Here is a 24,771-nt window from a genome sequence, read left to right as displayed (position 1 = left end):
GCCCGCAAGAAGGGAGCACTACAGTGCCTGGCGTCGATTTCGCCGATGTTGGGCTGATAAGGGGCGCTGGCCGCTGCGAGCTTGCGCCATGAGCCGCAGTGCCCCCAGCACAGACGGCCGGCAGGAACCGGGCCGGTTGGCAGCGACGCCGAGCGGGGAAACCGGCTCAGACGCGGAAGGCCTGCACCGCGGTGTGCAGTTGACCGCCCAGGTCCAGCAGGTTCTCGCCCTGGGCCCGGCCTTCGCCGATGCGCAGCAGGTTGTCGCCGCCCAGTTGATGGATGCGTTCGCTGTGGTCGCGGATCTCGCTGACCGCGCCGCTTTGCTGGGCCGTGACATCGGCGATGCGCACGGCCGTGTCGGCGATGGTCTGGATCGCCCCGACGATTTCATCCAGCGCGCCGTCGGCGGCCTGGGCCTGACTGGCGGTGGCTTCGGCATGTTCCACCTGGGCACGCATGCCTTGCACCGATTGCTGCGCGGCGCTTTGCAGGCCGGCGATCAGGGTCTGGATCTCAGCCGTGGCCCCGGCAGTGCGCTGGGCCAGGGAGCGCACCTCTTCGGCCACCACGGCGAAACCGCGGCCCATTTCTCCGGCGCGGGCGGCTTCGATGGCGGCGTTGAGGGCCAGCAGGTTGGTCTGTTCGGCGATGGAGCGGATCACCGTCAGCACGCCACCGATGGTCGCTGACTCCTGGGCCAGATGCTCGATCATCTGCGCGTTGCCCTGGACTTCCCCTACAAGGGCATGCAGGCCGGTGAGGCTCAGGCCAATGACTTTCTGTCCCTGTTGCACCGCGAGGCCGGCGCTGCGGCTGGCATCGGCGGCCTGGCTGGCGTCGCCGGCGACCTGTTGGATCGTGGCTTCCAGCTCGCCCAGGGCATCGCGGATCTGCGCGGTATCACCGGCCTGGCGCTCGGCCCCGCTGTGCAGGCCGCTGCTGAGGTCGGCCAGGGCGCGGCTGCTGCCGGCCACTTGCTCGGCGTTCTGGCGGATGGTGCCCACCAGGTCCACCAGGTAGGCGCGCAGACGGTTCAGGGACTCTTCGATGGCGTGCAGTTCGCGGTTGGTCTTGCCCAGTTGGATCGGTCGGCTGAAGTCGCCTTCGGCCCAGGTCGACAGGGCCGGGGCCACGTTGGTCAGGATCCGGGCCAGCTTGCGCTGCAAGGTGTCGATGACCAGGGCGATCAGCAGGATCAGGCCGATCATCAGCCCCTGCATCAGCCGTACTTCGCCCTGGATCTGCCCGTGCTGGGCCCGCACCGCCGGTTCCAGCTCGGCAATGGCCTGGCGCACGGCGGTGATTTTCAGCAGGGTGGCGGCGCTCAGGTCGGCGCGTTTCTGGATCTGCTCGCGGGTGCGCTCAAGTTCCGCCGGGTAGCGGTTGAGCAGGCTGTTGAGCTCGCGCTTGAGGCTGATCCCGGCGTCTTCGGCGGCGGCTTTCTGGGTGTTTTCCAGGCCCATCATGGCGGCGAAATCATCGGTGCCGGACTCACTGCTGGCCGCCACGCCTAATAAAGGCAGGGCCTCAAGCCGATCGGCCTGGGCACGAATGCTGTTGAGTTCGCGTTCGACATCGGCGGCCAGTTCGCTGCGACCGCTGCTCACCAGCTTGTCGCGGGCCAGGGACAGTTTGCCCAGGTGCTGTGAGGCGGTGAGCAACAACGGCAGGTACTGGGCCGCGTCCGAGTTCTTGGTCCCGCTGGCGTACTGGCTGAGCTGCTCCAGGTTGGCCCCCAGTTCGCGCTCGGCCTGCAACAGCAGCGCCTGGGGATCGCCGGCCAGCTTGCCCGCGGCCAGCAGGTCGCTCTTGCTGAAGGTGTCGAGGCTGGCCAGGCTTGGGCGCAGGCTCTGCGCCAGCGGCGCTGGCAGTTCGCCCAGCTCGCCCTGCAGGGCTTCCAGGGCCTGGGTCGCGCCGCTCAGGCGCAGGGCATCGCCGCTGGCCAGATAGTCTTCGATATTGCGTGCCACTTGATTCTGAAACTGCTGGGACAGACCCAGGTAACGCTCCATCAATAGATAGGGGCGTTCCAGGGCCCGTTGCGACCACCACAGCGTTGCCCCCAGGGCGAGGCAAACGGCAACGAGCAACAGGGTATTGAGATTGGTCAGCAGCTTCAGGCGCATCGGGGCTCTACCAACGGCGAAAATGGTAAGCGCCTGAATTTATTGCGTTTGTATTACAAGGTTATGACCGAATCAGTGGATTCGGATGAAAAGGTGGCACTTTGACTTGATTGCCGCGCGGCCTGTACCCGGTTGCGGCCGCCGTGCTTGGCGCGGTACAGCGCTTCGTCGGCCTGGCTGGCCATCATCAGGCTGTCGGAGTCTTCCTGCATCTCCACCACCCCGGCGCTGAAGGTGCACCACAGGTCCTGGGGCTGGGCCGGGTAGTGGATCTCGGCGAAGCGCTGGCGGATTTCGTCGAGCACCTTGCAGGCGGCTTCCTGATCGGTGTCGGGCATGACAATGGCGAACTCCTCGCCGCCGTAGCGGCCGATGAAGTCTGTCTTGCGCAGGCGTTGCTTGAGAAACAGCGCCAGGCTCTTGATCACCCGGTCGCCCATGGGGTGGCCGTGGCTGTCGTTGACCCGCTTGAAGTGGTCGATATCGAGCATGGCGAAGCTCAGCGGCTTGTTCTCGCGGCGGGCGCGGAAGCTGCAGTCTTCCAGCAATTGCAGGATATGGGTGTGGTTGTACAGGCCGGTGAGGCTGTCGCGGACCATCCGCGCCTTGAGGTTGCGCGCCCGGGCCGCGCGGTTGCGCACGGTGGTGATCAGGTGCCGCGGCTTGATCGGCTTGGTCAGGAAGTCGTCGCCGCCTTCGCTCATGGCGTCCAGCTGCTTGTCCAGGTCGTCCTCGGCGGACAGGTAGATGATCGGCACGCTGACGTAGCGGTCGTTGTGGCGGATCACCTTGGCCAGCTCGGTGCCGGTGCAGGCCGGCATGTACATGTCGAGGATGATCAGGTCCGGCTGGAAATCCGCCAGCTCGGCCATGGCCTGGATCGGCTCGATCAGGGTGCGGGTGACGATCCCTGCGCTGTTGAGCAGGCGCTCGGTGTGCAGCGCCTGGGCCCGGGAGTCATCGATGATCAGCACTTTATAGGGTTCGTACTGGGCGACGCAGGTCAGGACCTCGATCTTTTCCAGCAGGCTGGAGGCTTCCAGGGTGCCGGTGAGGAACTCCTGGCCTCCGGCGCGCACGGCGGCGAGGCGGGTCGGGGTATCGGTTTCATGCAGGCTGAAGAACAGCAGCGGCAGTTTCTGCTCCAGGCCGACCTGGGCCTCGGCGGCCAGGGTCAGGCCCATGCCGGGGCCGCAAAAGTCGACATCGATGACGATGGCGGCCGGCAGGCGTTCGACCATGGATGAGCGAAAGGCCGCAATGCTGTCCAGGGATTGGGCGCTGAGGCCGAAGAACTCCAGCTGCTTGGCCAGGCGTTCGGCACGGTCGTGGTCCTGCAGCATCACGTAGATCGGCTTGCGCAAAGGCGGCAGGAAGGTCTGTTCCAGCTGGTCGCCGTGACGCAGGCCGGTGCGCGACAGGCGTTGCATCAGGCGGTTGAGATCGGTGATCAGGGTGCTGCTCAGGCGGCCGCGATTGGCATCCACCGCCTCAAGGGACTGACTGATGCTGCGGGCCAGCTGAGTGTGTTCGGGTTGTTCGAAGCGTTCGGCGAAGCGCAGCAGGCGCAGGTTGGCCTCGCACAGTTCGGACATGTCGTTGGTGGACCATTCGCTGCGTTGCAGACGCTGCCATATCTCAAGAATCTGACGTGCCTGATGAATTACCCGCTGGGCAAAGTGGTGCTTGAGGCGCTCACGGCTGGGGTCTTCTGGCTCGGTCATATCCTGACTACTAGTTAGGGTGCATGCTGAGATCGACTGGTGGCTCTATGCTAGCACCACTTTTGCGTCCCATGAGTGTCGTGCGTCAATAATGTGTGAAGCGACGTTATTCAGTTCCTGACCGACTGGTCGCATAGGCTCGGGACTGTGCTTCATTTATAGTGATCGCCTGATTCGCAATCATTGCGCGGCGCGCATTTGCCGGAAGATTTATCCCGTCAAGGCAAGGCACGATGGAGTAGGGTTGTGGTCGAACCGATGAACCCAAGTGATTGAAAGGACATAGCCATGCTGGATTGGAAGAATCGCGCAGGCAGCGCGCCGGATCGTGCTGCCGAACCCAAGTCGGCGACACGCAGCTATTTTGGTGGCCTGCTGTTCAGTCGCGCCCTGGCCACCTTGCTGGGCCTGTACCTGTTGGTGACCGGTGGCCTGGGTTGGTACTGGAGCCAGGAGCCGGCGCTGTTTCCGGTCCAGCAGAATGCCCAGATTGCCGCCGAGAAGGCCGGCCGGCAGATGGTGGTGGGTTACACCACCGTGGAAACCCTCAAGACCGTCGCCGGCACCTTGCTCGACAAACCGGGTGGCTATATCTCCAACGACCGTTTTCCACCGGGCCTGTGGATGGACAACATGCCGAGCTGGGAATACGGCGTGCTGGTCCAGGTTCGCGACCTGACCCGTGCCCTGCGCAAGGACTTCGCCCGCTCCCAGTCCCAGTCCGCCGAGGATGCCGACCTGGCCAAGGCCGAGCCGCGCTTCAACTTCGACAACAAGAGCTGGGTGCTGCCGTCCAGCGAGTCGGAATATCAGGACGGCATCAACTCCCTGAGCCGCTATCAGGCGCGCCTGTCCGATCCGAACCAGAAGACCGCGCAGTTCTATGCCCGCGCCGACAACCTCAACAACTGGCTGGGTGACGTGGGCACGCGCCTGGGCTCGCTGTCCCAGCGGCTGTCGGCCAGTGTTGGCCGAGTCAAGCTCAACACCGCCCTGAAAACCGAAGTGGTCGCGCCCGGCCAGGTTCCTCAGGTCGATGAAGAGCTTGAGGAAACCCCATGGATGCAGATCGACAACGTGTTCTACGAAGCCCGTGGCCAGGCCTGGGCGCTGTCCCACCTGCTGCGCGCCATCGAAGTGGACTTTGCCGACGTGCTGGCGAAGAAGAACGCCACCGTCAGCGTGCGCCAGATCATCCGTGAACTGGAGGCCTCCCAGGAGCCGGTCTGGAGCCCGATGATCCTCAATGGCAGCGGCTTTGGCGTTCTGGCCAATCACTCCCTGGTCATGGCCAACTATATTTCCCGGGCCAACGCGGCGGTCATCGACTTGCGTCAATTGCTCAATCAAGGCTGATCCATGGTTGCGACCACCAATGAGGCGGCCCATCGCGCCGCCTCCGATGCTGAAGAGATTGCCTGGGTCGATGGCGAAGACCAGATGCTGGGTGCCATGGTCCGCTCCGAGCTGCGCGAGCGTGGCCTGATCGGTCGTGGCACCTACATCATGCTGTTCAATTCCGCCGGTGAGCTGTGCGTGCACCGGCGCACCCTGAGCAAGGCCATCTACCCGGGCTACTGGGATGTCGCCGCCGGCGGCATGGTCCTGGCGACGGAAAGCTATGCCGAGTCCGCCGCTCGGGAGCTGGAAGAGGAGCTGGGGGTCAGCGGGGTCGAGTTGACCGCCCACGATCACTTTTTCTTCGAAGACACCGGCAACCGTCTCTGGTGTTCGGCCTTCTCCGCGGTCTGGGACGGTCCGCTGCGCCTGCAGCCGGAAGAAGTCCTCGAAGCGCGCTTCATTCCCCTGGACCAGGTGCTGCGGGAAATCCATGAAAAGCCCTATTGCCCGGACTCCCTGGCCGCCTTGCAACGCTATCTGGCGCGACGTCGTTAAAGTTGCATAAATTGACGCTGATTGGCTCTTAGCAACCGGGCTTTTTGCCGTTACACTGCGCGACTTTTCAAGCTGAACCGGCGGCGCTTGTTGCAAACGCGCCGGCTCAGTAGCGCTGCCCCTGCCTGAGTGGGGCTTCGCGGTCGATGGCACCGCCATGTGCTTCGACCAGTCTTTGTCCTCCCAAGAGGATTGCCGGTGGCCAAAAAAGCCGCATCCTTCGCCGCCCTTGGTGGCCTGGTGTTTTCCACCGACGCAGGTCGACATTGCCCGGACTGTAGCCAGCCGGTGGCCGCCTGTATCTGCAAACAAACCGTGATTCCGGCCGGCGACGGCATTGCTCGCGTGCGTCGCGAAAGCAAGGGCCGTGGCGGCAAGACGGTGACCACCATCACCGGCGTGCCCCTGGCCGAAGACGCCCTCAAGGAACTGGCGACCACCTTGAAGAAGCGCTGTGGCACCGGTGGCGCGCTGAAAGACGGCGTCATTGAAATCCAGGGCGACCATGTCGAGCTACTCTTGGCCGAACTGGTCAAGCACGGTTTCAAGGCGAAGAAGTCCGGCGGCTAGCAGCCTCTGTGAAAACCACCTCTGACTGGACCCTGTCTTGATTCGCTCAGGACGCTGGCGTCGTCTCCCATGGTTTTCACAGAGCCTGTTCATGAACGGTTTCTAAACTCAGCACGGCAGGCGCGGTCTATTGCGCTTGCAGGCTAATCGTCATTTTCATTCTTTAGACTGCGCCGACCCCGGATTGGGGCGGCGCTCTATGACTTCTTTATAGGGGACTTCGATGTCCGTACGACGCACACGTAAAGACGATGGCAGCCAATGGACAGTTGCGGACAGCCGCAGTGTTTACGGGATTCGCCATTGGGGGGCCGGGTATTTCGCGATCAATGACGCCGGTCGCGTCGAAGTTCGCCCGAACGGCCCGAGCAGTTTGCCCATCGATCTGTTCGAGCAGGTCGAGGAGCTGCGCAAGAGCGGTCTGTCCCTGCCGTTGCTGGTGCGTTTTCCGGACATTCTCCAGGATCGCGTGCGTCAGCTGACCGGCGCGTTCGACGCCAACATCGCGCGCCTGGAATACCAGAGCAAGTACACCGCGCTGTACCCGATCAAGGTCAACCAGCAGGAAGCGGTGATCGAGAACATCATCGCCACCCAGAACGTCTCCATCGGTCTGGAAGCCGGTTCCAAGCCTGAGCTGCTGGCGGTTCTGGCCCTGGCGCCCAAAGGCGGCACCATCGTCTGCAACGGCTACAAGGACCGCGAGTTCATCCGCCTGGCGCTGATGGGCCAGAAGCTCGGCCACAACGTGTTCATCGTCATCGAGAAAGAGTCCGAAGTGGGCCTGGTGATCGAGGAAGCTGCCTCGCTCAAGGTCAAGCCACAGGTGGGCCTGCGGGTGCGCCTGTCGTCCCTGGCGTCGAGCAAGTGGGCCGACACCGGCGGTGAAAAGTCCAAGTTCGGCCTGTCGGCGGCGCAGCTGCTGTCGGTGGTGGAGCGCTTCCGCGCCGCCGGCCTGGATCAGGGCATCCGCCTGCTGCACTTCCACATGGGTTCGCAGATCGCCAACCTGGCGGACTACCAGCACGGTTTCAAGGAAGCCATCCGCTACTACGGCGAGCTGCGCAACCTCGGCTTGCCGGTGGATCACATCGACGTCGGCGGCGGCCTGGGCGTGGACTACGACGGCACCCACTCGCGCAACGCCAGCTCGATCAACTACGACATGGACGACTACGCCGGCGTCGTGGTGGGCATGCTCAAGGAGTTCTGCGACGCGCAGAGCCTGCCACACCCGCACATCTTCTCCGAGAGCGGCCGTTCCCTGACCGCCCACCACGCCATGCTGGTGGTGCAGGTGACCGACGTCGAGAAGCACAACGACGACGTGCCGAAGATCGACAACAAGGAAGAGCTGCCGGAAACCGTGCAATGGCTGGTGGACCTGCTGGGTCCGACCGACATCGAGATGGTCACCGAAACCTACTGGCGCGCCACGCACTACATGAGCGACGTCGCCGCCCAGTACGCCGATGGCAAGCTGACCCTGGCCGAGAAAGCCTTGGCCGAGCAATGCTACTTCGCGGTCTGCCGGCGCCTGCACAACTCGCTGAAGGCCCGTCAGCGTTCCCACCGCCAGGTGCTGGACGAACTCAACGACAAGCTGGCGGACAAGTACATCTGCAACTTCTCGGTGTTCCAGAGCCTGCCGGACACCTGGGCCATCGGCCAGGTACTGCCGATCCTGCCGCTGCACCGTCTGGACGAAGAGCCGCTGCGTCGCGCGGTGCTGCAAGACCTGACCTGCGACTCCGACGGCAAGATCAAGCAGTACGTCGACGAGCAGAGCATCGAGACCAGCCTGCCGGTGCACGGCCTCAACGAGGGCGAGGACTACCTGCTGGGGATCTTCCTGGTGGGCGCCTACCAGGAAATCCTCGGCGACATGCACAACCTGTTCGGCGACACCGACTCGGTGAACATCTACCAGCGGCCCAATGGCAGCGTTTACCACGCCGGGATCGAGACCCACGACACCATCGAAGACATGCTGCGCTACGTGCACTTGTCGCCGGAGGAGTTGATGACTCACTACCGCGATAAAGTGGCCAGCGCCAAGATCAGCACCGCCGAGCGCACCCAGTTCCTCGACGCACTGCGCCTGGGCCTGACCCGTTCGTCCTACCTTTCGTCCTGACGCTCGGCGCAAGCCTTGAAAACCCACCGCATGCGGTGGGTTTTTTTTGTCCCCGGTGCAGCCATTGCAGCTAGCCTGAACACAGCCGTCCATGGTGGGCGATAGGGGGCAAGCGATGAGCGATACGACCCGCAGGACCTGGCGCTTGCTGTGCGGCACCCTGGTGCTCAGCCTGCTGGCGGCCTGTTCGCCGCTCAAGCTGCTCAACGCCCTGACCCCCGGCAGCACCTTCATCAAGACCCCGGACATCGCCTACGGCAGCGATCCACGGCAGAAGCTCGATGTCTATCAGCCGCGCGGGGCGGCTCCCGGGGCGCCGGTGGTGGTGTTCTTCTACGGTGGCAGTTGGAACAGCGGTTCGCGCAGCGACTACGACTTTGTCGGCGAGGCCCTGGCCTCCCGGGGCATGGTGGTGGTGCTGGCCGACTACCGGCTTTATCCACAGGTGCGTTACCCGGCCTTTCTGGAGGACGCGGCCCGCGCCGTGGCCTGGACTCATGAACACATCGGCGGCTATGGCGCCGATCCCCAGCGCCTGTTCCTGATGGGGCACAGCTCCGGGGCGTACAACGCCGCGATGCTGGCGCTGGACCGACGGTTGCTGGAAGAGGTCGGGCTGAGCCCGCAGATCATCAAGGGCTGGATCGGTCTGGCCGGGCCCTATGACTTCCTGCCCATTCGCAACCCCGAGGCGCGCCCGGTGTTTTTCTACCCCGACTCGCCGCCGGACTCGCAGCCGATCAACCACGTCAGCCAGGGCGCGCCGCCGGCGCTGTTGATCGCCTCCAACCAGGATTCCCTGGTCAACCCGCAGCGCAATACCGGTGGCCTGGCCAACAAGCTGCGTGCGGCAGGCGTGCCGGTGCAGGAGTTTTATTTCGCCCGCACCAATCACGCCACCCTGGTGGCCGCCCTGTCCCGCCCCTTGCGCGGGCTGGCCCCGGTGCTGGAACGGGTCAGCGGCTTTGTCCAAACGCCGCCGGCTCAGTGAGCCCCGGCGAACCAGCCGTCGCGTCGCTCCAGCTGCCAGGCGAAGGCACCCAGGGTCAGGCTGCGCAGGAGCATGAACAGCAAGAAACTCAGCCACAGGCCATGGTTGCCCAGGCCTTGCAGGGCCCAGGCAAAAGGCAGCAGCAGGAGTACGGTGAGGAGCATGCCGTTGCGCATTTCCCGGGCCCGGGTAGCGCCGATGAACAGACCATCGAGCAGGTAGCTCCAGACTGCGATCAAGGGCAGCACGGCGAGGTAGGGCAGGTAGGTGAAAGCGGTCTGGCGGACTTCGGCAATGTCGGTCTGCATCTCGATGAACAGGTGGCCACCGAGCAGGAACAGCGCGGCAAATCCCAGGCTGGCCAGCAGCGACCAGCCCCCGGCCACCACCAGTGAGCGACGCAGCGCCGGGCGATCATGGGCGCCAATGGCGTGGCCGCACAGGGCTTCCACCGCGTGGGCCAGGCCGTCCAGGGCATGGGCGGTGAGCAACAGGCCATTGAGCAGCAGGGCATTGGCCGCCACCGTGGCATCGCCGAGGCGCGCGCCCTGGACAGTGATCAGGAAAAACACCGATTGCAGGGCCAGGCTGCGGATGAAGATGTCGCGGTTCACCGCCAGCAGCGGGCGCCAGCTCTGCCAGCGGCGCAGGGCGGCCCAGGCAATCTGTCCCGGGTAGGCGCGCAGGGCCGGCCGGGTCATGGCCAGGCCGATCAGCGCGCCGGTCCATTCGGCGACCACCGAGGCCCGGGCCGAACCCACCACGCCCCAGTCCAGTCCGAGGACGAACCACAGGTTGAGGGCGATGTTCACCAGGTTGGTGCTCAGCAGGATGGTCAGCGGCGCCCGGGCATTCTGGGTGCCGAGGAACCAGCCCACCAGGGCGAAGCTGGCCAGGGCCGCGGGCAGGCCGAGCAGGCGGGTGTGGAAAAATGCTCGGGTCATCTGGTCCAGGTCCGCCGAGGGCTGCATCAGGTGCAAGGCCGCGCCGCTCAACGGCACGCCAATGGCCCCCAGCAGCAGCGCCAGGCCCAGGGCCAGCAGCAGGCCCTGGAGCAGGATCTGGCGCAGCGCCGCACCGTCGCCGCGTCCGGCGGCCTGGGCGGCGAAACCGGTGGCGCCCATGCGCAGGAAACCCATGGCCCAGGCGAGAAAGGTATAGAGGCTGGCGCCCACCGCCACCGCACCCAGTTGATGGGCGTGGGGCAGGTGGCCGATGACCGTGCTGTCCACCAGGGCCACCAGGGGCACGGAAATGTTCGACAGGATCATCGGCGCGGCCAGGGCCCAGACGCGACGATGGGTGGGGCGATGACGCCAATCGGTGATCAGGGGGGACATGCGGGCTCCTTGCGAGAGCCGGCATTGTAGCCCCGGCGCCGTGATGCGCCGAGGTTTTACCGCCGCGTCAGTGGATGATCCAGCTCAGCAGCCAGAGGCCCAGCACCAGCCAGATGATGCCGAGGATGATCGAGGCGCGCATGAAGGCGCGGATCGCCCAGTAGAGAAACATCAGGCCGACGATCAGGCCGATGATGCTGACGATCGACGTGTCCATGCCCAGGGCCCGGGCCAGCCCATCGACGAAGTTGCCGCCGGCGTGGGTCAGGCTGCCGAACAACCCGCTGAGCAGGTCGACGATGAAGCGGATGACCGAACCTATGGCCTGGCCAAGCCATTCGAAGAAGCTTTCTACCTGCATGTGTGTGTCCTGATCGACGAGGGGCCGGGTGCCCGCTCAACCTTGGGCCATGACTGCCCGTAGCGAGTTCCCGGTTGAGCATAGAAGCTGCCGGGGTCGCACATTCTGTAGGAGCCGGCCGGCCGGCGAAAGCGCTCTTGCGTCCCACGGCCATCCCCCGGAAGCTATACGCCTTCAGGAGACCCCGATGAACCTAGAGCAACTGACCCAACGCCTGCATGCCATCCGTGACCGCAACGACTGGCGGCAATTTCACAGCCCGAAGAACCTGGCCATGGCCGCCAGCGTCGAAATGGCCGAACTGGTGGAAATCTTCCAGTGGCTGACCGAGGACCAGTCCCGGCAACTGCCGGCGGACAAGCTGGCCCATGCCGGCCAGGAAGTGGGCGACATCGTCCTCTACCTGCTGTTGCTGTGCAGCGAATTGGGGCTGGACATGGACCAGGTGGTGCGCAGCAAGCTGGCGGACAGCGAACGGCGGTTCTGCTCATGAGCGACCGGCATTTCGACCAGTTGGCGACCCGTTTCGCCGAGAAGATCTATGGCGGTGCCAAGGGCGCGATCCGCCTCGCGGTGCTCCAGGCTGATCTCAAGGAAAGCCTGCCCCAGCGGCCGCTGCGGGTGCTGGATATCGGCGCGGGCCTGGGGCACATGTCCTTGTGGCTGGCCGAGCAGGGGCACCAGGTGACGCTGGCCGAGCCCGCCGCGCCGATGCTTGACGGTGCCCGCCAGCGCTTCGCCGAGGCCGGGCAGCAGGCGACCTTCATCCAGGCGCCCTGGCAGGAACTGCTGGGCCAACTGACCGAGCCCTACGACCTGGTGCTCTGCCATGCGGTGCTGGAATGGCTGGCCGAGCCCCACGCGATCCTGCCGGTGCTGCACCAGTTGACCCGCGTCGATGGCTGGTTTTCCCTGGCCTTCTACAACCGCGATGCGCTGGTCTACCGCAACCTGCTCAAGGGCCACTTCCGCAAGATGCGCAAGAACGACATGGCCGGTGAAAAGCAGAGCCTGACTCCGCAACAACCGCTTGATCCTCGCGAGCTGGCGGCGCAACTTGATGGCTTGTGGCGAGTCGAAACCCAGAGCGGAGTGCGGGTTTTCCACGACTACATGCCGGTGGAGTTCCAGGCGCGAGCCGAGCTGACGGACCTGTTGCAAATGGAACTGGCTCACCGCCGACACCCAAGTTTCGCCGGCCTTGGGCGTTATCTGCATTGGCTGTGCCGGCCGGTCTAACGGAGTGCGCAATGAAACGCCGTCTGGGTCTGATCTTCCTGTGTTCGGGGCTTGCCGCCTGTCAGGGCAGCAACCCCTACGTCGCCAGTAGCAATCCCCTGCCGCCGGCGCCGCCGCAAGCGGCCAACACCTTCGACCGCAGCGCCTACCCGGCGCCGCCGCGCGATTATGGACGTTATCGCAACTGGGCCTGGCTCAATGGGCGCCTGCCCAACGGCTCGGCCTGGGCCGATTCGGCGCAGATCGCCGAGGCGGTGAGCAACGCTCTGGACCAGCAGGGCCTGCGTCCGGTGCTAGACCGGCGCCCGGCGGACCTGTGGGTCAGTGCCGATCTGCACCTGGAGAAGCGCCTGCGCCAGGTCCAGGACGACTACGGTTATGGCGGCTACGGCGGTTATAACCGCTATGGCCCGGGCTACGGCATGTACGGCAGCGTGCCGGTGGTGCGCACCTACGAAGTCGAAGTGGTGGTGGTTCGGGTCAATCTGTACGACGGCGCCAGTGGCCAGCCGGTATGGAGCGCCAGCGCCGAAACCAGCAGCCTCGGCGAGCGCGCCGAGGCCTTGCGTGAGGCGGTGCAAAAGGCAATGGCGGCCTATCCTCCCAGTTAGGGCCACCGGTGGTTGTTCTTGAATCGGAGAATCAGCATGTTCCATCGAATCGCGTTACTGGTATGTGCCGCCTTGCTCAGTGCCTGTGCCGCCAACCAGGTCAATCATGATTTCGACGCCAGCCGGGACTTTGGCGCCTACCGCAGCTGGAGCTGGAAAGAACCCGCCCTGCAATATCGCCCCGATGATCCGCGGATCAAGAGCGACCTGACCGAGCAGCGCATCCGCCAGGCGGTCGCCGAGCAGTTGGACCAGCGTGGCCTGCGCCCAGTGCAGGGCCCTGCCCAGGCCGATCTCAAGGTCCAGGCATACCTGATCGTCGAGGACCGTCAGCAGCAGGTCACCACCAACTACGGTGGCGGTTGGGGCGGCCCCTGGAATGGCTACTGGGGCGGGCCGATGTACAACGAGACCCGCAACATCTCCTACAAGGTGGCGACCATCCAGATCGACCTGCTCGATGGCAAGGACGGCAAGCTGGTGTGGCGCGGCAGCGACGAGCAGTTGCTCAGCAGCTCGCCGAGCCCGGTGGATCGCAGCGCCGCGGTGCGTAATACGGTGATGCGTATCCTGCAGAACTACCCGCCGCACTAGGGCCTTGGGTTCCGCGCGGCACACGCCTCGACACTGACTGGCGGAGCACCCTGGCGCCGCCAGTCAGGCGAGCTGGCACCTTGCCAGCGACGGCCCGGCCTTTGACTACACTGCTGTGCATCGATGGAGTGCGCGCTCGGCCACGAGCCGGGAAAAGGAGTGCCCCGATGTCTCCCCTGAAGCGTTTTACCGGTCCGCGTCGCCAGCGTGGAGCCATTGGTCTGATGGCTGCCGTGACCCTGGGGCTGGCGTTGTTGCTGATGGTCGTGGTGGTGGACAGCGGCCGGCTGTACATGGAGCAGCGCAAGTTGCAGCGGGTCGCCGACAACGCAGCCCTGGAGGCCGTGAGCCGGGGCGGCAACTGCCAGGCCGGCCTCAGCGCCGCGACCTATGCCGGACAGAGCGCGACCCGCAATGGTTTTACCGTCGACGCCGGCAGTACCCTGACGACCGCGTGCGGTGCGCTGACCACCGGGGCCAACAGCTTGCGCACCTTCAATGCCGACCCGGCGCAATCGGCGGCCGTGCGGGTAGTGGCGACCCACACGGTGCCCATCAGTGTGGCGTCGGGCATCGGGGCGCTGTTCACCCCGGGGCCGATCAACCTCAACACCCAGCTCAGCGCCACGGCGGTTGCCGCCGCGCCCACCCCGCCGCGGGCGCAACTGAGCATTCGCAGCACCCTGGCCACCGTCGACAGCACCAACTCACCGCTGCTCAACACCTTGGTGGGCAGCATGCTGGGCGGCAGCCTCAACATCAGCGCCGTGGGCTGGAATGGCCTGCTCAACAGCGACATCAACCTGCTGCGCTACCTCGACCAACTGGCCATCGACCTGGGGGTTGCCGCGGGCAACTACAGCCAGTTGCTCAACACTCAGGCCAGCCTGACCCGGCTGATCCAGACCGCCGCCACCGTGGTCCAGGCCAATGGCGCGACGGCCGATGTGCTGGCGGCCCTGGGCGCCCTGCAAGTGGCGGTGAGCAGCCAGATCCCGCAACTCAAGCTGGGGGATATCCTCAAGTTGCAGACCGGTGCGGCGACCACCGCCCTGGATGCCAATCTGCAACTCTTCCAGTTGCTGCAGGCGATGATCCAGCTGGCCAACAGCAAGAGCGCGGTGGCGGCGGTGGTGCCGGCCAACCTGCTGGGCCTGGCCAACGTCACCATCAGGGTCAAGGTCATCGAACCGCCGCAGTTCTCGGCGGTCGGCGATCCCCGGCTGGCCATCCTCGATCCGAAGGGCGTCAACGGCATCTATGTCCGCACGGCCCAGGTGCGCACCCTGGTGTCGGTCAACCTGACCGGATTGTCCGGGATCACCGGCCTGGCCAACGCCCTGCTGGGCCTGGTGAGTTCACTGACGCCGACCCTCAACAGCGTCCTGAGCCTGAACCTGGCGGCCACCATCAACTCCGTCGGTTGCCTGCTGGGCGCCGGCTGCCAGCAGGTCGATCCCGAGGTGCTGCCCACGGCGCGCATCGACATCAACCTGGAACTGGGGGGCGCCAAGGCCTACGTCACCAACTACAGCTGTCCGACGGACAACGCCGGCAGTAAAAGCCTCACGGTGCACAGCGAGTCGTCACTGGTCGATATCAAGGTCGGGCAGATCGATCCCAGTACCGCCTTCTCCTCGGCAGCAGAACCGGTGGTGACGCCGGTGCCGATCGTCGACCTGGGGATCTGGACCTGCCACAAGATCCTCGGCATCGGCAGTTGCGGACCGGCGCGGACGGCGTTCGCCGCCGGGGGCATCGGGCTCAAGGTCGACAGTGCGCTGGGGCTCAGCCAGACCGGACCCAATGTCGGACGCGACCTGGTGTACGCCAGCAGCGCGCCGCCGTTTCCCACGCCGCCCAACGTCAATCAGGCGCCGAGCTACCAGAACGCGGCGCCGACCAACAATCTGGTCAACAGCCTGTCGGGCGCTATTGCCGGGATCAGCCTGGAGGTGTACCAGCCGACCAGTGGCAATCTGCTGGGCTCGGTGGTGGCGGGGGCGGGAGGCCTGATCAATGGAGTGACCAGCCTGATCATGCCGCTGATCAGCAACCTCTTGAGCCCTTTGCTCGATCCGCTGCTCAACAGCCTGCTGGCGACCCTGGGCATCAAGCTGATGGACGTTGAGGTCGGGGCCAATCTCACCTGCGGGCAGACCGGCCGGGCCTACCTGGTGATCTGATCCGCCGGGGCAATCGGCAGCTCGATGCAAAAGCGCGCGCCGTCCACTCCGTTGCTGACGCTCAGGCGGCCGCCCATGTTTTCCACGATGCCGTAGCTCACCGAAAGCCCGAGCCCGGTGCCGATGCCCGCCGGCTTGGTGGTGAAGAAGGGTTCGAAGATCCGCTCCAGCAGGCGCGGGTCGATACCGCCGCCATTGTCCTCGACCCACAGGCGTACCCAGTGTTCGTCGCGCTGGCCATGCACGGCAATCCAGGGCTTGAAGGCTTGCCGCTGCTGTTGGCCCAGCAGCGCGTCCCGGGCATTGACCATGAGGTTGATCAGCACCTGCTCCAGCTGGTCGACGAAGCCCAGCACCTGCACCTCGAACCCCAGCTCGCTGATGCGCAGTTCGATCCCTTTGCCGCGCATGCCTTCGGCCAGCAGGGACAGGGTGCCCTCGATGGCCAGGGCCGGGTTGAAGGGTTGTTGTTCCACCTCCGAACGTCGGCCGAACACCCGCATGTGGTCCACCACCCGGGCGGCCCGCTGCACCTGGGTGTCGATGCGATGCAGTTTGTCGGTGAGGTAGTCGATCTGGATCTCGCCGCTGTTCAGGCGCTTGAGCACATTGACGATGGCCATGCGCATCACGTTCAGCGGCTGGTTGATTTCGTGGGCCAGGCCGGTGGCCATTTCCCCCAGGGTGGCCATTTTCGCGCTTTGCATGAGCTGCTGCTGGGCACGTCGGACTTCGGTGTTGTCGCGGCCCACGGCCTGGATCTCCAGCAACTGTCCCTGCTCATCGAAGACCCCGCGATCGGACCAGACCCACCAGGCGTGTTCACGCCCCGGCAGTTGCAGGCAGATCTCGGCGGTGCTGAGGGGAAACTCCGGGCTCAGCCGCTGGATCCTTCGCTCGAAACCTTCGCGCTGTTCGGCAGACAGCCATTGCCCAAGATTGCTCCCCGGCAGTTCCTCGGCGGGGCATTCCAGGTAGGCCGCCAGTGGCCGGTTGCCGAAGGTCAGGGTCAGGTCCGGGCGGTAGCGGCAGATCATCGCCGGCGAGTCTTCCACCAGGATCCGGTAGCGCTCCTCGCTCTGGCGCATCTGCTCGGCGGCCAGGGTCGCCTCGGTCACGTCCAGCCACAGGCCGACGGCCTCCACCGGCAGCCCCAGGTCGTCGCGCAACAGCTTGGCTTCATCCATGACCCAATGGAAAGCCCCATGGCGGTCGCGCAGGCGATAGCGGGCGTGGACGCTGCCTTCGCGCAACAACTGGCGGCAGCGCTGGAAATACAGGTCGTGGTCCTCGGGGTGCACCCAGTCCGCCAGGCCGGCCGCGGTGCAGTCCTCCAGGCTCCAGCCCAGCAGCGGTTGCAGGCTGGCGCTGAAAAAGCTCGGTTGCAGGGCGCCTTCCAGGTAGCGCTGGACGTAGATCACCGCCGGTGAGCTGGCAATCAGATTGTCCAGGCGCGCATGGGCCGCCGCCGCCTGTTGCTGCTGGTTCTTGATATCGCTGATGTCCAGCATGAAGCCCAGGAGCCGCTGTTGTTCCCCTCGTCCCAGGGACTGGCCCTGCAAGCGGTACCAGCGTGGCGGCAGGCTCGGGTCCGGCCCGGGCAGGCGCACGCAGAGCAGCAGCGGCTTGCCCAGGGTCAGGGCGTGCAGGCGGCTGGCCAGTTCGCCGCGGTCGGCGGGGTGAATCAGCTCCAGCCAGTCCTGGACCGGCAGCCTGTTGCACGAGTCGGGCAGCTGCAGACTGGCGACCAGCTGACTGGCCAGCTCGATCTCGGCGGTCTCCGGGCACAATTCCCACCAGCCGGCGCCCAACAGGCCCTGCAGTGCCTCCAGGCGTTCCAGATGCAGGTGGTTGCGTTGTTCGCGCAGGCGCTCGAGCAAGGGCTCGGCCAGGGCCGCAGTGAGCATCAGCCAGTCGCGTTCCAGCAGGTGCGGCGCCTGCTGCTGCACGGCGTAACAGCCGCACAGCAACCAGGCGGCGACACCGTGAGCGTCCCGGTAGGGCACCAGGAAGCCTTCGCGGTGACCGAAGATCCCCTGCAGGCGCGGGTGTTCATTCAGGCCCTGGATGTGATTCAGGTGCAGCGGGGCATTGCCGCTCAGGCTGTCCAGGCCACTGCCCAGAACCTGGCCGTCCTGCCACAGCCGGGGGGCGTCGTGGGCGCTGTAGCCGCTGTGCAGTACCCAGGTTTGTTCCTCGTCGTCGAGCAAGGCCAGGCCCACGCAAGGGATGTGGCAGTAGCGGGCCAGGTCGGCGAGTTGGTCGAGCAGCACGTCCGGCAGCCGGCTCAGGGTGCACAGGCGGATCTGCTCGTTGATCTGCGTGGCGAAGATCTGGCATTGCTCCCGGCTCAGGGCCTGCTGGCGCTGTTGGATCAGGTCGCCGATGTCCAGCAGTTGCAGCAGCCACTGGCTGCCACAGCTCTGGACCCAGCCGCGCAGGTGCAGGGTCTGGCCGCCCAGTCCGCGCAGGTCCAGATCCAGCACCTGTGCGCTCCAGTCGGTGGGGTGCCCCTCCAGGGCCAGGGCGCAGCCGGGCAGGGCGTAGTCCATCAGGTGGTGGGGCTCGGGCGAGGGCGGCAACTGCGCCAGCGCGTGGCGCAGCGGTCCGCTGCTGGTGAGGATCCGCCCCTTCGAATCCAGCACCAGTTGCAGGCCGACGGCCTGGGCCGGCAACGGGGCCTGGGGTTCGTCGGCGGGCGCTGGCTGGCGGCCCAGCAGGCGCCCGAACAGCTTGTCGCTGGCGTTCAAAATTGCACGCTCGAGAGGGCGGACAGGGTAGTGGGCAAGTTGGGGACCGGGCCTATCACCGGCAACACCAGGCGCGGCAGCACCTGGGTGAGCTTCGCGGTGGGGTAGTCGATGCGCACGGTGAGCACGCCATTGGCATACACCGCGCTGTAGTCGGTGGCGGCGAAGTTGAAGAGGGTTGGAATCCACAGGGTCTGGGCCTGCACCACGCTATTGGCCAGGTTCTGCACCGTGGTGGCGTAGTTGGCGCTGTTGGGATCCACCGCCACGGCGCGGCGCACGGCCTCGGCGGTGGCCTGGTTGAAGGACTGCATCATCAACAGCGGCAGGCTGTAGCTGACCAGACCGTAAAACACCGCGAAGAAGATCACGAACACCGCCGCGAACTCGATGGCTGCAGCGCCCTTCTGCTTGCTGGGGAGGCCCGGTTTCATGAGTGCGTCTACCCTGACAGTCACTATGTCCATTGAGCATAGAATCAATCCGGTAAAAGGAGCTTTTTAGCTGATGCATTTCTGGGTTCTGTGGATCTGGCTGGGGCTCTGCGCGGTGCAGGACCTGCGTCAACGGCATATTGCCAACACCTTGACGCTGGGCGCCGCGCTGCTGGCGAGCGGCTACCTGCTGTGGACCGGCAGCACCTGGCTGGGCGCTGCGGCTGCCCAGGGCGGCTGGGCATTGTTGCTGGCCCTGCTGCTCACCCTGCCGGGGTACGCCATGGGGCGGATGGGGGCGGGGGACGTCAAGTTGATGGCCGCCCTGGGACTGGCCAGCGATCCCGAACATCTGCTGGGAACGTTTATCGGCGCCGGGGTCTGCAGCCTGCTGTGGCTGCTGCTCGTCCCCAGGCTCCGACTCGCAGCGAAACAGGGGCTTGAGCCACAAGCCGAGACCTGCGCCACGGGGCTGTCAAAAAAATACCCGTTCGCCCCCTTTGTCCTGGCTGGAATGGTCTTAACTGTGTGCGTGATCCACTAGTCGCCGGGCCGATTAATGCTATGTACATAGTCGGAAAGTAGGTCTAGGTTTTAAGTCGTGGCTGCCCGGATCCTGCGGGCAGGACAGGAGTGGTCAATCGGCGATTGGCCCGCACGGAGTCGCACGTGAACAATCTCACCTCCCAGATGAAAGTGCTCGTGGTTGATGATCAGCCGCTGATTGTCGAAGAGCTTTGCGAGTTTCTTGAAAACAGCGGTTACCGCTGTGTCCCTTGCGAGTCCGCCCGCCAGGCGGTGGAGTGCTTCAACAGGGACCCGGACATTTCCCTGGTGCTCTGCGACCTGCACATGCCCGACATGGACGGGATCCAACTGGTGCAGGAACTGCAGCGCCTGGCCGGCAAGCAACGGGTGTTCGAAGCCATCATGCTCACCGGGCAGTCCGACAAGCAGGACGTGATCAAGGCCATGCGTGCCGGCATCGCCGATTACTACCAGAAACCCATCGACCTGGATGAACTCCTCGAAGGCCTGCAGCGTCAGGAAGTCGCCTTGCAGGAGCGGCAGAAGAACCTGCACCTGGGGCATCTGAACCAGAAGCTGCAGTTCCTCTCCGAATCCATCGACGACCTGTACCAGGACCTGGACAAGGTCCGGCGCACGCCAGCCGCCAGCCGCGCCGAGGAGTCCCTGGACGAGGGCAGTGGCGATGCGGACCCGTTCGAAGTGCCAGCGATCTTCAACCAGCTCTCCCCACGCCAGCTGGATGTGGCGCGGCTGGTGGGCAAGGGGCAGACCAACTACCAGATCGCCTGTGAACTGGGGATCACCGAAAACACCGTCAAGCTCTATGTTTCCCAGGTCCTGCGGTTGACCCACATGCACAACCGCACGCAACTGGCCCTGGCCTTGTCGCCGAGCAATTCGGGACTGCGCCAGCGAGTCACCGCCCACTGAGGCTGTCGCAGCCGGCGGCGGGCCATTCGCCGCCGGCTGCGACACTCTTGCCCCTGTCCAGCCGGCCAAGGCTCAGTAGGCAAAGGCCCGGGCAATGGCGGTAAAGCCGGGCCCAGCCAGCACGATCAGCAGGGCGGGAAACAGAAACAGCATCATCACCACCGACATCTTGGCCGACATTTTCGAGATGTATTCCTGCAAGCGGGTCAGGCGTCGGTCGTCGAGCAATTGCTTGAGGGCCTGCAGGGATTTCATCGCGCCGCCACCTTGCAGGATCAGTTGCTGGAGAATCACGCAGGTGTCGGTGAACTCGTCCACCGCCAGCAGGGTCGCGGTCTTGTTGAGTTCCTGGCCCAGCTCCAGGCCTGAGTCCACCCGTGCCAGGATCAGGCGCAGTTCGTGGGTCAGTTCCGGCAGCAGTTTTCCGGCCTCGTTGCTCAGGACCCGCAGTGCCTGCTCCACCGCCATGCCCGACTCGAACAGGATGCGCAGCAAGGGAATGAAGGTGGAGATCTCCAGGGCGATGTGTTTTTGCCGGCGTTGGGCGGCGTAGGCCAGGACCCGCTTGGGCAGCAGGTAGCCGGCGCCGGCGGCGAGCATCGGCGTCAGCCAGTGGCTCTGGGCTTCGGGAAACGCCACCTCCTGGATGAAGATCACCAGGCACACGGCTACCACCGGGGTGCCGATCTGGCAGGCCGCGAACAGTGAACGCTGCGCGGACCGGCGCCAGCCCAGGCGATTGAGCAGGGTCTGGGTTTCGCTGTCCATGTTCACCGCGCGTTGGCCGAAACGACTGTTGCCCAGCCGCCGCAGCCAACTGCCCAGGCGGTTGTCGCGGGTCATGTGGCCCTGCAGCCGCTGGGCAATCTGGCGCTCGCGCCGGCGTTGCGTCAGCAGGCCGTTGCTGAGCAGCAGCAAGGCCCCGAGAAACAGCAGCGCAGCAGCCAGCAGAAGCATTTCAGATACTCCTCAACATGCGCCACAGGGCCAGGCAACCGAAGATCTGCAGGCACACCGCGGTGATCAGCATCGCCTGGCCGGAAGGGTCGTGCCACATGCCCAGCATGTAGCCCGGATTGGTGAGCATGAAGTAGCTCACCAGCAGCAGCGGCAGGCTGCCCAGGACCCAGGCCGTCATGCGGGTTTCCCCGGTCATTGCGCGCAACTGCCGGGCCCCTTGCTCGCGCTCACGGATCAGCTTGATCAGGTTCTCCAGCAACTCGCTGGCGTTGCCGCCGTAACGGTGGTTGACCTTCAGCCCCAGGGCGAACATGCGCAGCTCGTCCTGTTCGTAGAACTCGGCGAAATCACTGACCGCGTCCGGCAGGTTGACTCCCAACTGCACGTTGCGCTGGATGCGTCCCATGGCTTGCTTGAGTGGGTCGTTGCTGGCCTCGATGGCGCCCAGCACGGCATCCGCCAGGGTGCGTCCGGACTTCAGGCTGCGCACGCTGTGATCCAGCAGCGCGGGCAGTTGTTCGATCATGCGCTTGAGCCGGCGCTGATACAGCCAGGCAATGGACAAGCGCAGCAACAGGGGCGGCAGCAGCACGCAAGCCAGCAGGCCAAGCCAGTCTCCCAGCAGGTAACCCAGCAGGGTCAGTACCGCCCAGACCGCCAGCCACAGGCCCAGGCGCTCCGTGGGTTGGCCCAGGCCAGCGCGGGCGAAGGCCTGGTCCAGGCCGGTCCATGAACGGCGTTGCGGGTTGAGTTCGGGTTGCCCCTGAGCCAGGCGATTGAGCACGCGCTCGCGCTCGGTCTTGCGCACGCCGTGGTAGAACAGCCAACCGGAAAGCCCCAGTAGCAGCAGGCAGATCAAGGTAAGCAGCAGGCCGATCATGGGCCACCTCGGCGGTTCAGTTGATGCCCAGTCCGCTCTCGCGGCGCAGTTTGTCGCCTGCCGGGTTCAGCGCCTCGCGCTCAAAACCCAGGCCGTTGCGGCGGTTCAGGCGAAACAGGGTATTGGTGACGTAGATGTCCTCGCGGATGCCCACCACCTCCACCACTTCACTGACGCAGCGGCGGCCGTCGGGCAGGCGGGTCAGTTGGATCACCACGTCCAGGGCCGCGCAGATCATCTGCCGCAGGGTGCGCTCGGCCACCTGGCGCCCGGTCAGGCCCACCAGGGTTTCCAGGCGCAGCAGGGCGTCCTGGGCGTTGTTGGCGTGCACCGTACTCATGGAGCCGTCATGGCCGGTGTTCATGGCCGTCAGGACATCCAGCACTTCGACGCCGCGGATCTCGCCGAGGATGATCCGGTCCGGGCGCATCCGCAGGGCGTTGCGGATCAGGTCGCTGGCCTTGACCTCGCCGTGCCCTTCGGCATTGGGCGGACGGGTTTCCAGGCGCACCACGTGGGGATGCCCCAGTTGCAGCTCGGCCACGTCTTCGATGGTGACCAGGCGCTCGTGGGGGTTGATCAACTGGCTGAGAATATTCAGCAGGGTGGTCTTGCCGGTGCCGGTGCCGCCGCTGATGAGAATGTTGCAGCGCTTGCCCACGGCGTCCTGGAGGAACTCGAAGATCGCCAGATCGATGGTCTGCATGGCGATCAGGTCGCTGCTCTTGAGCATGTCCTTGCGAAACTTGCGGATCGACAGGCAGGGGCCGTCCAGGGCAATGGGGGGAATGATCGCGTTGACCCGGCTGCCGTCGGGCAGGCGCGCGTCGACCATGGGCGAGGATTCGTCGAGGCGCCGGCCCAGGGGCGCGAGAATCCGTTGCATGACCCGCTCCACGTGGTGCGCGTCGATGAAGCGCAAGTCGCTCTGGTGCAGCACGCCATCGCGTTCGACGAACACCCGGTGCGGGCCGTTGACCAGAATCTCGGTGACTGCCTGATCGCGCAGCAAGACTTCCAGGGGGCCGAAACCGGTGAGTTCGTCGACGATCTCCTCGGCCAGACGCTCCATTTCATAGCGGGAAATCGCCAGGTGCATGCGCGCGATGTACTCCGCCACCTTGTCGGTGACGAACTGCGAGAGGTTCTGCCGGGAGCTCTCCAGCAGGTTTCTGCCCGACTCTTCGATGGCATCGATGATGTAGCGATGCAGCACCAGTTTCAGGCCTTCGTGGTCGCTGTTGCCCGGCACCGTGCGGGTCGAGGCACCGAAGAGTTTTTCTCCGCTCATTTGCCCCCCATGATTCGATTGAGCCAGCCACCCTTGGGTCGGGCCAGTCCTTCGGAGCGCTTGGCCAGGCGCTCGCCGAGGGTTTTCAGGCTTTGCGTCAGGGCCTCGCGAGGGGCCATTTCAAACAGGGTCACGCCCTGGTTCTTGGCATTCAGGCGCACCTCCGGGCTGTAGGCCAGCACCGCGATCACTTCCAGGCCGAAGGTCTTGCCCAGGGTTTCGGAGTCCGGCGCGACGGCTTTCAGGTAGCGGTCCACCAGCAAGCGTGCGTGATCGAGCTTCAGGCCCTTTTCGCGCCAGTGGTTGAGCACCGCCAGGTTGCGCCGGCAGGCGAGGACGTTCTGGTCGGTGCACCAGATCAGCTTGTCGCAATGGCTGACAAAGGTGCGCAGTGCCTCGCTGTCTGGCTGTCCCACCAGGTTCACCACGATGTGCTGGAAGTGCTGGCGCAGGGCACTGAGCAGCATGTACAGCTCTGCGGCGCTGGTGTGTTCCAGAGGCTCGTCGTGGGGGGCGTAGGCGAGGATCCGCAAGCCGGCCTCGGCACTGGTGAAGGCGCTGTCGATCAGGGTCGCATCCAGACGCCGCAGGTGACGCAGGGCATCGCCGAAGTGGAAGGAGCTCTCCAGTCCCAGCAAGGCCAGGCTGTCGCCCCGGGGCAGGCCGAGGTCGAGCAGCAGGGTCTGCTGGCCGCTCTTTTGCACCACCTGGGCCATGTGCCCGGCCAGCAGGGCGCCGTCACCGTCGGCCTGGACCCCGTAGAGCACGGTCAGGCCCCCCAGCTGGGTATTGGGGGTGACCGCCGGCAGGCGTTTGCTCAAGCGCCGCACCAGCCCGGCGACTTCGCTGGAGCGTGAGCCGTAGGCGACGAAATCCCGCGCCCCGGCGCGCATCGCGTTGAGTACCAGCTGATTGTCCATGCCGTCGCCGAGGGCAACGATCGCCAGCATCGGCTTGGCCTCCAGGGCGCCTTCGATCAGTGCGGCCTGGGCCACCACGTGCTCGCGGTCGAGGCCGACGAACACCAGGTTGGCGAAGGTCACGTCCACCAGCGCCAGCAGTTCGTCGAGACTGCCGTCGGCGCCCACCACCTGGCCCATGGGCGCGAGGGCGCCTTGCAGCCATTCGAGGTCGGTGCTGTTGCGGGTGATGGCAAGAAAGGTCTGGTTCAGGCTTTGACTCATGGTGATAGCCCGCTGCGCATGTCGAGAATCCTCG

At 65.3% G+C, this 24,771-nt stretch carries 22 protein-coding genes; 12 read left to right on the top strand and 10 right to left on the bottom strand.

The window, feature by feature from the left end; translation table 11 throughout:
- Positions 1–166: 166 nt before the first annotated feature.
- The gene (locus ACMGG8_RS00340; protein ID WP_414159911.1) at positions 167–1,210 is read right to left on the bottom strand and encodes a methyl-accepting chemotaxis protein; all 1,044 of its coding nucleotides are present in this window, start codon (positions 1,208–1,210) and stop codon (positions 167–169) included.
- 971 nt (positions 1,211–2,181) lie between these two features.
- Positions 2,182–3,852, bottom strand: coding sequence for a diguanylate cyclase GcbA (gcbA, locus tag ACMGG8_RS00335; RefSeq protein WP_060837347.1), 1,671 nt, complete (start codon positions 3,850–3,852; stop codon positions 2,182–2,184).
- 288 nt (positions 3,853–4,140) lie between these two features.
- Here gcbA and ACMGG8_RS00330 point away from each other — a divergent pair, with 288 nt between their 5' ends.
- The 5 genes from ACMGG8_RS00330 to ACMGG8_RS00310 all read left to right on the top strand — a co-directional run bounded on the left by ACMGG8_RS00330 (position 4,141) and on the right by ACMGG8_RS00310 (position 9,446).
- The gene (locus ACMGG8_RS00330) at positions 4,141–5,208 is read left to right on the top strand and encodes a DUF2333 family protein (protein ID WP_060842374.1); all 1,068 of its coding nucleotides are present in this window, start codon (positions 4,141–4,143) and stop codon (positions 5,206–5,208) included.
- 3 nt (positions 5,209–5,211) lie between these two features.
- Positions 5,212–5,748: an NUDIX hydrolase gene (locus ACMGG8_RS00325; RefSeq protein WP_414158994.1), complete on the top strand. Its 537-nt coding sequence runs from the start codon at positions 5,212–5,214 to the stop codon at positions 5,746–5,748.
- Positions 5,749–5,946: 198 nt separating this feature from the next.
- Positions 5,947–6,318, top strand: coding sequence for a translation initiation factor Sui1 (locus tag ACMGG8_RS00320; protein WP_015634001.1), 372 nt, complete (start codon positions 5,947–5,949; stop codon positions 6,316–6,318).
- Positions 6,319–6,541: 223 nt separating this feature from the next.
- Positions 6,542–8,455, top strand: a complete 1,914-nt coding sequence (speA, locus tag ACMGG8_RS00315; protein ID WP_060837350.1) for an arginine decarboxylase — start codon at positions 6,542–6,544, stop codon at positions 8,453–8,455.
- 115 nt (positions 8,456–8,570) lie between these two features.
- Complete coding sequence (locus ACMGG8_RS00310) at positions 8,571–9,446, top strand: alpha/beta hydrolase (protein WP_414158993.1); 876 nt, start codon at positions 8,571–8,573, stop codon at positions 9,444–9,446.
- On the opposite strand, the gene ACMGG8_RS00305 is transcribed toward ACMGG8_RS00310, so the two are convergent.
- On the bottom strand, positions 9,440–10,786 hold the full coding sequence (locus ACMGG8_RS00305; RefSeq protein WP_060837352.1) for an MATE family efflux transporter: 1,347 nt from the start codon (positions 10,784–10,786) through the stop codon (positions 9,440–9,442). The genes ACMGG8_RS00310 and ACMGG8_RS00305 overlap by 7 nt on opposite strands.
- 67 nt (positions 10,787–10,853) lie before the next feature.
- Entirely contained in the window at positions 10,854–11,147 is a 294-nt protein-coding gene (locus tag ACMGG8_RS00300; RefSeq protein ID WP_060837353.1) for a hypothetical protein, read from the bottom strand.
- 187 nt (positions 11,148–11,334) lie between these two features.
- On the opposite strand from ACMGG8_RS00300, the gene ACMGG8_RS00295 reads away from it, so the two are divergent.
- The 5 genes from ACMGG8_RS00295 to ACMGG8_RS00275 all read left to right on the top strand — a co-directional run bounded on the left by ACMGG8_RS00295 (position 11,335) and on the right by ACMGG8_RS00275 (position 15,777).
- Positions 11,335–11,640 (top strand): MazG-like family protein, encoded by a 306-nt coding sequence (locus ACMGG8_RS00295; RefSeq protein ID WP_016967051.1) that lies wholly within the window; start codon positions 11,335–11,337, stop codon positions 11,638–11,640.
- Positions 11,637–12,386 (top strand): methyltransferase, encoded by a 750-nt coding sequence (locus ACMGG8_RS00290; RefSeq protein WP_414158992.1) that lies wholly within the window; start codon positions 11,637–11,639, stop codon positions 12,384–12,386. Before ACMGG8_RS00295 ends, ACMGG8_RS00290 begins: the two co-directional genes overlap by 4 nt.
- A gap of 11 nt (positions 12,387–12,397) precedes the next feature.
- Positions 12,398–12,997, top strand: coding sequence for a DUF4136 domain-containing protein (locus ACMGG8_RS00285; RefSeq protein WP_414158991.1), 600 nt, complete (start codon positions 12,398–12,400; stop codon positions 12,995–12,997).
- A gap of 36 nt (positions 12,998–13,033) precedes the next feature.
- Positions 13,034–13,591, top strand: coding sequence for a DUF4136 domain-containing protein (locus ACMGG8_RS00280; protein WP_060842377.1), 558 nt, complete (start codon positions 13,034–13,036; stop codon positions 13,589–13,591).
- 167 nt (positions 13,592–13,758) lie between these two features.
- Positions 13,759–15,777, top strand: coding sequence for a pilus assembly protein TadG-related protein (locus tag ACMGG8_RS00275; RefSeq protein ID WP_414158990.1), 2,019 nt, complete (start codon positions 13,759–13,761; stop codon positions 15,775–15,777).
- Here ACMGG8_RS00275 and ACMGG8_RS00270 read toward each other — a convergent pair.
- The gene (locus ACMGG8_RS00270; protein WP_414158989.1) at positions 15,762–18,527 is read right to left on the bottom strand and encodes an ATP-binding protein; all 2,766 of its coding nucleotides are present in this window, start codon (positions 18,525–18,527) and stop codon (positions 15,762–15,764) included. The genes ACMGG8_RS00275 and ACMGG8_RS00270 overlap by 16 nt on opposite strands.
- Positions 18,524–18,961, bottom strand: coding sequence for a TadE/TadG family type IV pilus assembly protein (locus ACMGG8_RS00265; protein ID WP_060837359.1), 438 nt, complete (start codon positions 18,959–18,961; stop codon positions 18,524–18,526). Before ACMGG8_RS00265 ends, ACMGG8_RS00270 begins: the two co-directional genes overlap by 4 nt.
- 73 nt (positions 18,962–19,034) lie before the next feature.
- Here ACMGG8_RS00265 and ACMGG8_RS00260 point away from each other — a divergent pair, with 73 nt between their 5' ends.
- Positions 19,035–19,505 carry a prepilin peptidase gene (locus tag ACMGG8_RS00260; RefSeq protein WP_414158988.1) on the top strand — a complete coding sequence of 157 codons (471 nt, stop codon included), beginning with the start codon at positions 19,035–19,037 and terminating at the stop codon, positions 19,503–19,505.
- 125 nt (positions 19,506–19,630) lie between these two features.
- Entirely contained in the window at positions 19,631–20,422 is a 792-nt protein-coding gene (locus ACMGG8_RS00255) for a response regulator transcription factor (RefSeq protein ID WP_060837361.1), read from the top strand.
- A 72-nt stretch (positions 20,423–20,494) separates the two neighbouring features.
- On the opposite strand, the gene ACMGG8_RS00250 is transcribed toward ACMGG8_RS00255, so the two are convergent.
- The 4 genes from ACMGG8_RS00250 to ACMGG8_RS00235 are packed head-to-tail and all read right to left on the bottom strand — an operon-like array spanning position 20,495 to position 24,737.
- Positions 20,495–21,379, bottom strand: coding sequence for a type II secretion system F family protein (locus ACMGG8_RS00250; RefSeq protein WP_060837362.1), 885 nt, complete (start codon positions 21,377–21,379; stop codon positions 20,495–20,497).
- Position 21,380: 1 nt separating this feature from the next.
- Positions 21,381–22,262: a type II secretion system F family protein gene (locus tag ACMGG8_RS00245; protein ID WP_060837363.1), complete on the bottom strand. Its 882-nt coding sequence runs from the start codon at positions 22,260–22,262 to the stop codon at positions 21,381–21,383.
- A 16-nt stretch (positions 22,263–22,278) separates the two neighbouring features.
- On the bottom strand, positions 22,279–23,553 hold the full coding sequence (locus ACMGG8_RS00240; protein ID WP_060837364.1) for a CpaF family protein: 1,275 nt from the start codon (positions 23,551–23,553) through the stop codon (positions 22,279–22,281).
- Entirely contained in the window at positions 23,550–24,737 is a 1,188-nt protein-coding gene (locus ACMGG8_RS00235) for an AAA family ATPase (protein WP_414158987.1), read from the bottom strand. Before ACMGG8_RS00235 ends, ACMGG8_RS00240 begins: the two co-directional genes overlap by 4 nt.
- Between the last annotated feature and the right edge of the window lie 34 nt (positions 24,738–24,771).

The sequence above is a fragment of the Pseudomonas sp. BNK-45 genome, from assembly GCF_047456255.1.
Classification (GTDB): domain Bacteria; phylum Pseudomonadota; class Gammaproteobacteria; order Pseudomonadales; family Pseudomonadaceae; genus Aquipseudomonas.
Note: the sequence above shows the minus strand (reverse complement) of the source record. Positions and strands in the feature narration are given on the sequence as shown.

Coding starts and splice junctions, on each gene's coding strand:
- ACMGG8_RS00340 (WP_414159911.1), bottom strand. CDS start 1,210: ATGATCGGCCTGATCCTGCTGATCGCCCTGGTCATCGACACCTTGCAG.
- gcbA (WP_060837347.1), bottom strand. CDS start 3,852: ATGACCGAGCCAGAAGACCCCAGCCGTGAGCGCCTCAAGCACCACTTT.
- ACMGG8_RS00330 (WP_060842374.1), top strand. CDS start 4,141: ATGCTGGATTGGAAGAATCGCGCAGGCAGCGCGCCGGATCGTGCTGCC.
- ACMGG8_RS00325 (WP_414158994.1), top strand. CDS start 5,212: ATGGTTGCGACCACCAATGAGGCGGCCCATCGCGCCGCCTCCGATGCT.
- speA (WP_060837350.1), top strand. CDS start 6,542: ATGTCCGTACGACGCACACGTAAAGACGATGGCAGCCAATGGACAGTT.
- ACMGG8_RS00310 (WP_414158993.1), top strand. CDS start 8,571: ATGAGCGATACGACCCGCAGGACCTGGCGCTTGCTGTGCGGCACCCTG.
- ACMGG8_RS00305 (WP_060837352.1), bottom strand. CDS start 10,786: ATGTCCCCCCTGATCACCGATTGGCGTCATCGCCCCACCCATCGTCGC.
- ACMGG8_RS00300 (WP_060837353.1), bottom strand. CDS start 11,147: ATGCAGGTAGAAAGCTTCTTCGAATGGCTTGGCCAGGCCATAGGTTCG.
- ACMGG8_RS00295 (WP_016967051.1), top strand. CDS start 11,335: ATGAACCTAGAGCAACTGACCCAACGCCTGCATGCCATCCGTGACCGC.
- ACMGG8_RS00290 (WP_414158992.1), top strand. CDS start 11,637: ATGAGCGACCGGCATTTCGACCAGTTGGCGACCCGTTTCGCCGAGAAG.
- ACMGG8_RS00285 (WP_414158991.1), top strand. CDS start 12,398: ATGAAACGCCGTCTGGGTCTGATCTTCCTGTGTTCGGGGCTTGCCGCC.
- ACMGG8_RS00280 (WP_060842377.1), top strand. CDS start 13,034: ATGTTCCATCGAATCGCGTTACTGGTATGTGCCGCCTTGCTCAGTGCC.
- ACMGG8_RS00275 (WP_414158990.1), top strand. CDS start 13,759: ATGTCTCCCCTGAAGCGTTTTACCGGTCCGCGTCGCCAGCGTGGAGCC.
- ACMGG8_RS00265 (WP_060837359.1), bottom strand. CDS start 18,961: ATGAAACCGGGCCTCCCCAGCAAGCAGAAGGGCGCTGCAGCCATCGAG.
- ACMGG8_RS00260 (WP_414158988.1), top strand. CDS start 19,035: ATGCATTTCTGGGTTCTGTGGATCTGGCTGGGGCTCTGCGCGGTGCAG.
- ACMGG8_RS00250 (WP_060837362.1), bottom strand. CDS start 21,379: ATGCTTCTGCTGGCTGCTGCGCTGCTGTTTCTCGGGGCCTTGCTGCTG.
- ACMGG8_RS00245 (WP_060837363.1), bottom strand. CDS start 22,262: ATGATCGGCCTGCTGCTTACCTTGATCTGCCTGCTGCTACTGGGGCTT.
- ACMGG8_RS00240 (WP_060837364.1), bottom strand. CDS start 23,553: ATGAGCGGAGAAAAACTCTTCGGTGCCTCGACCCGCACGGTGCCGGGC.
- ACMGG8_RS00235 (WP_414158987.1), bottom strand. CDS start 24,737: ATGAGTCAAAGCCTGAACCAGACCTTTCTTGCCATCACCCGCAACAGC.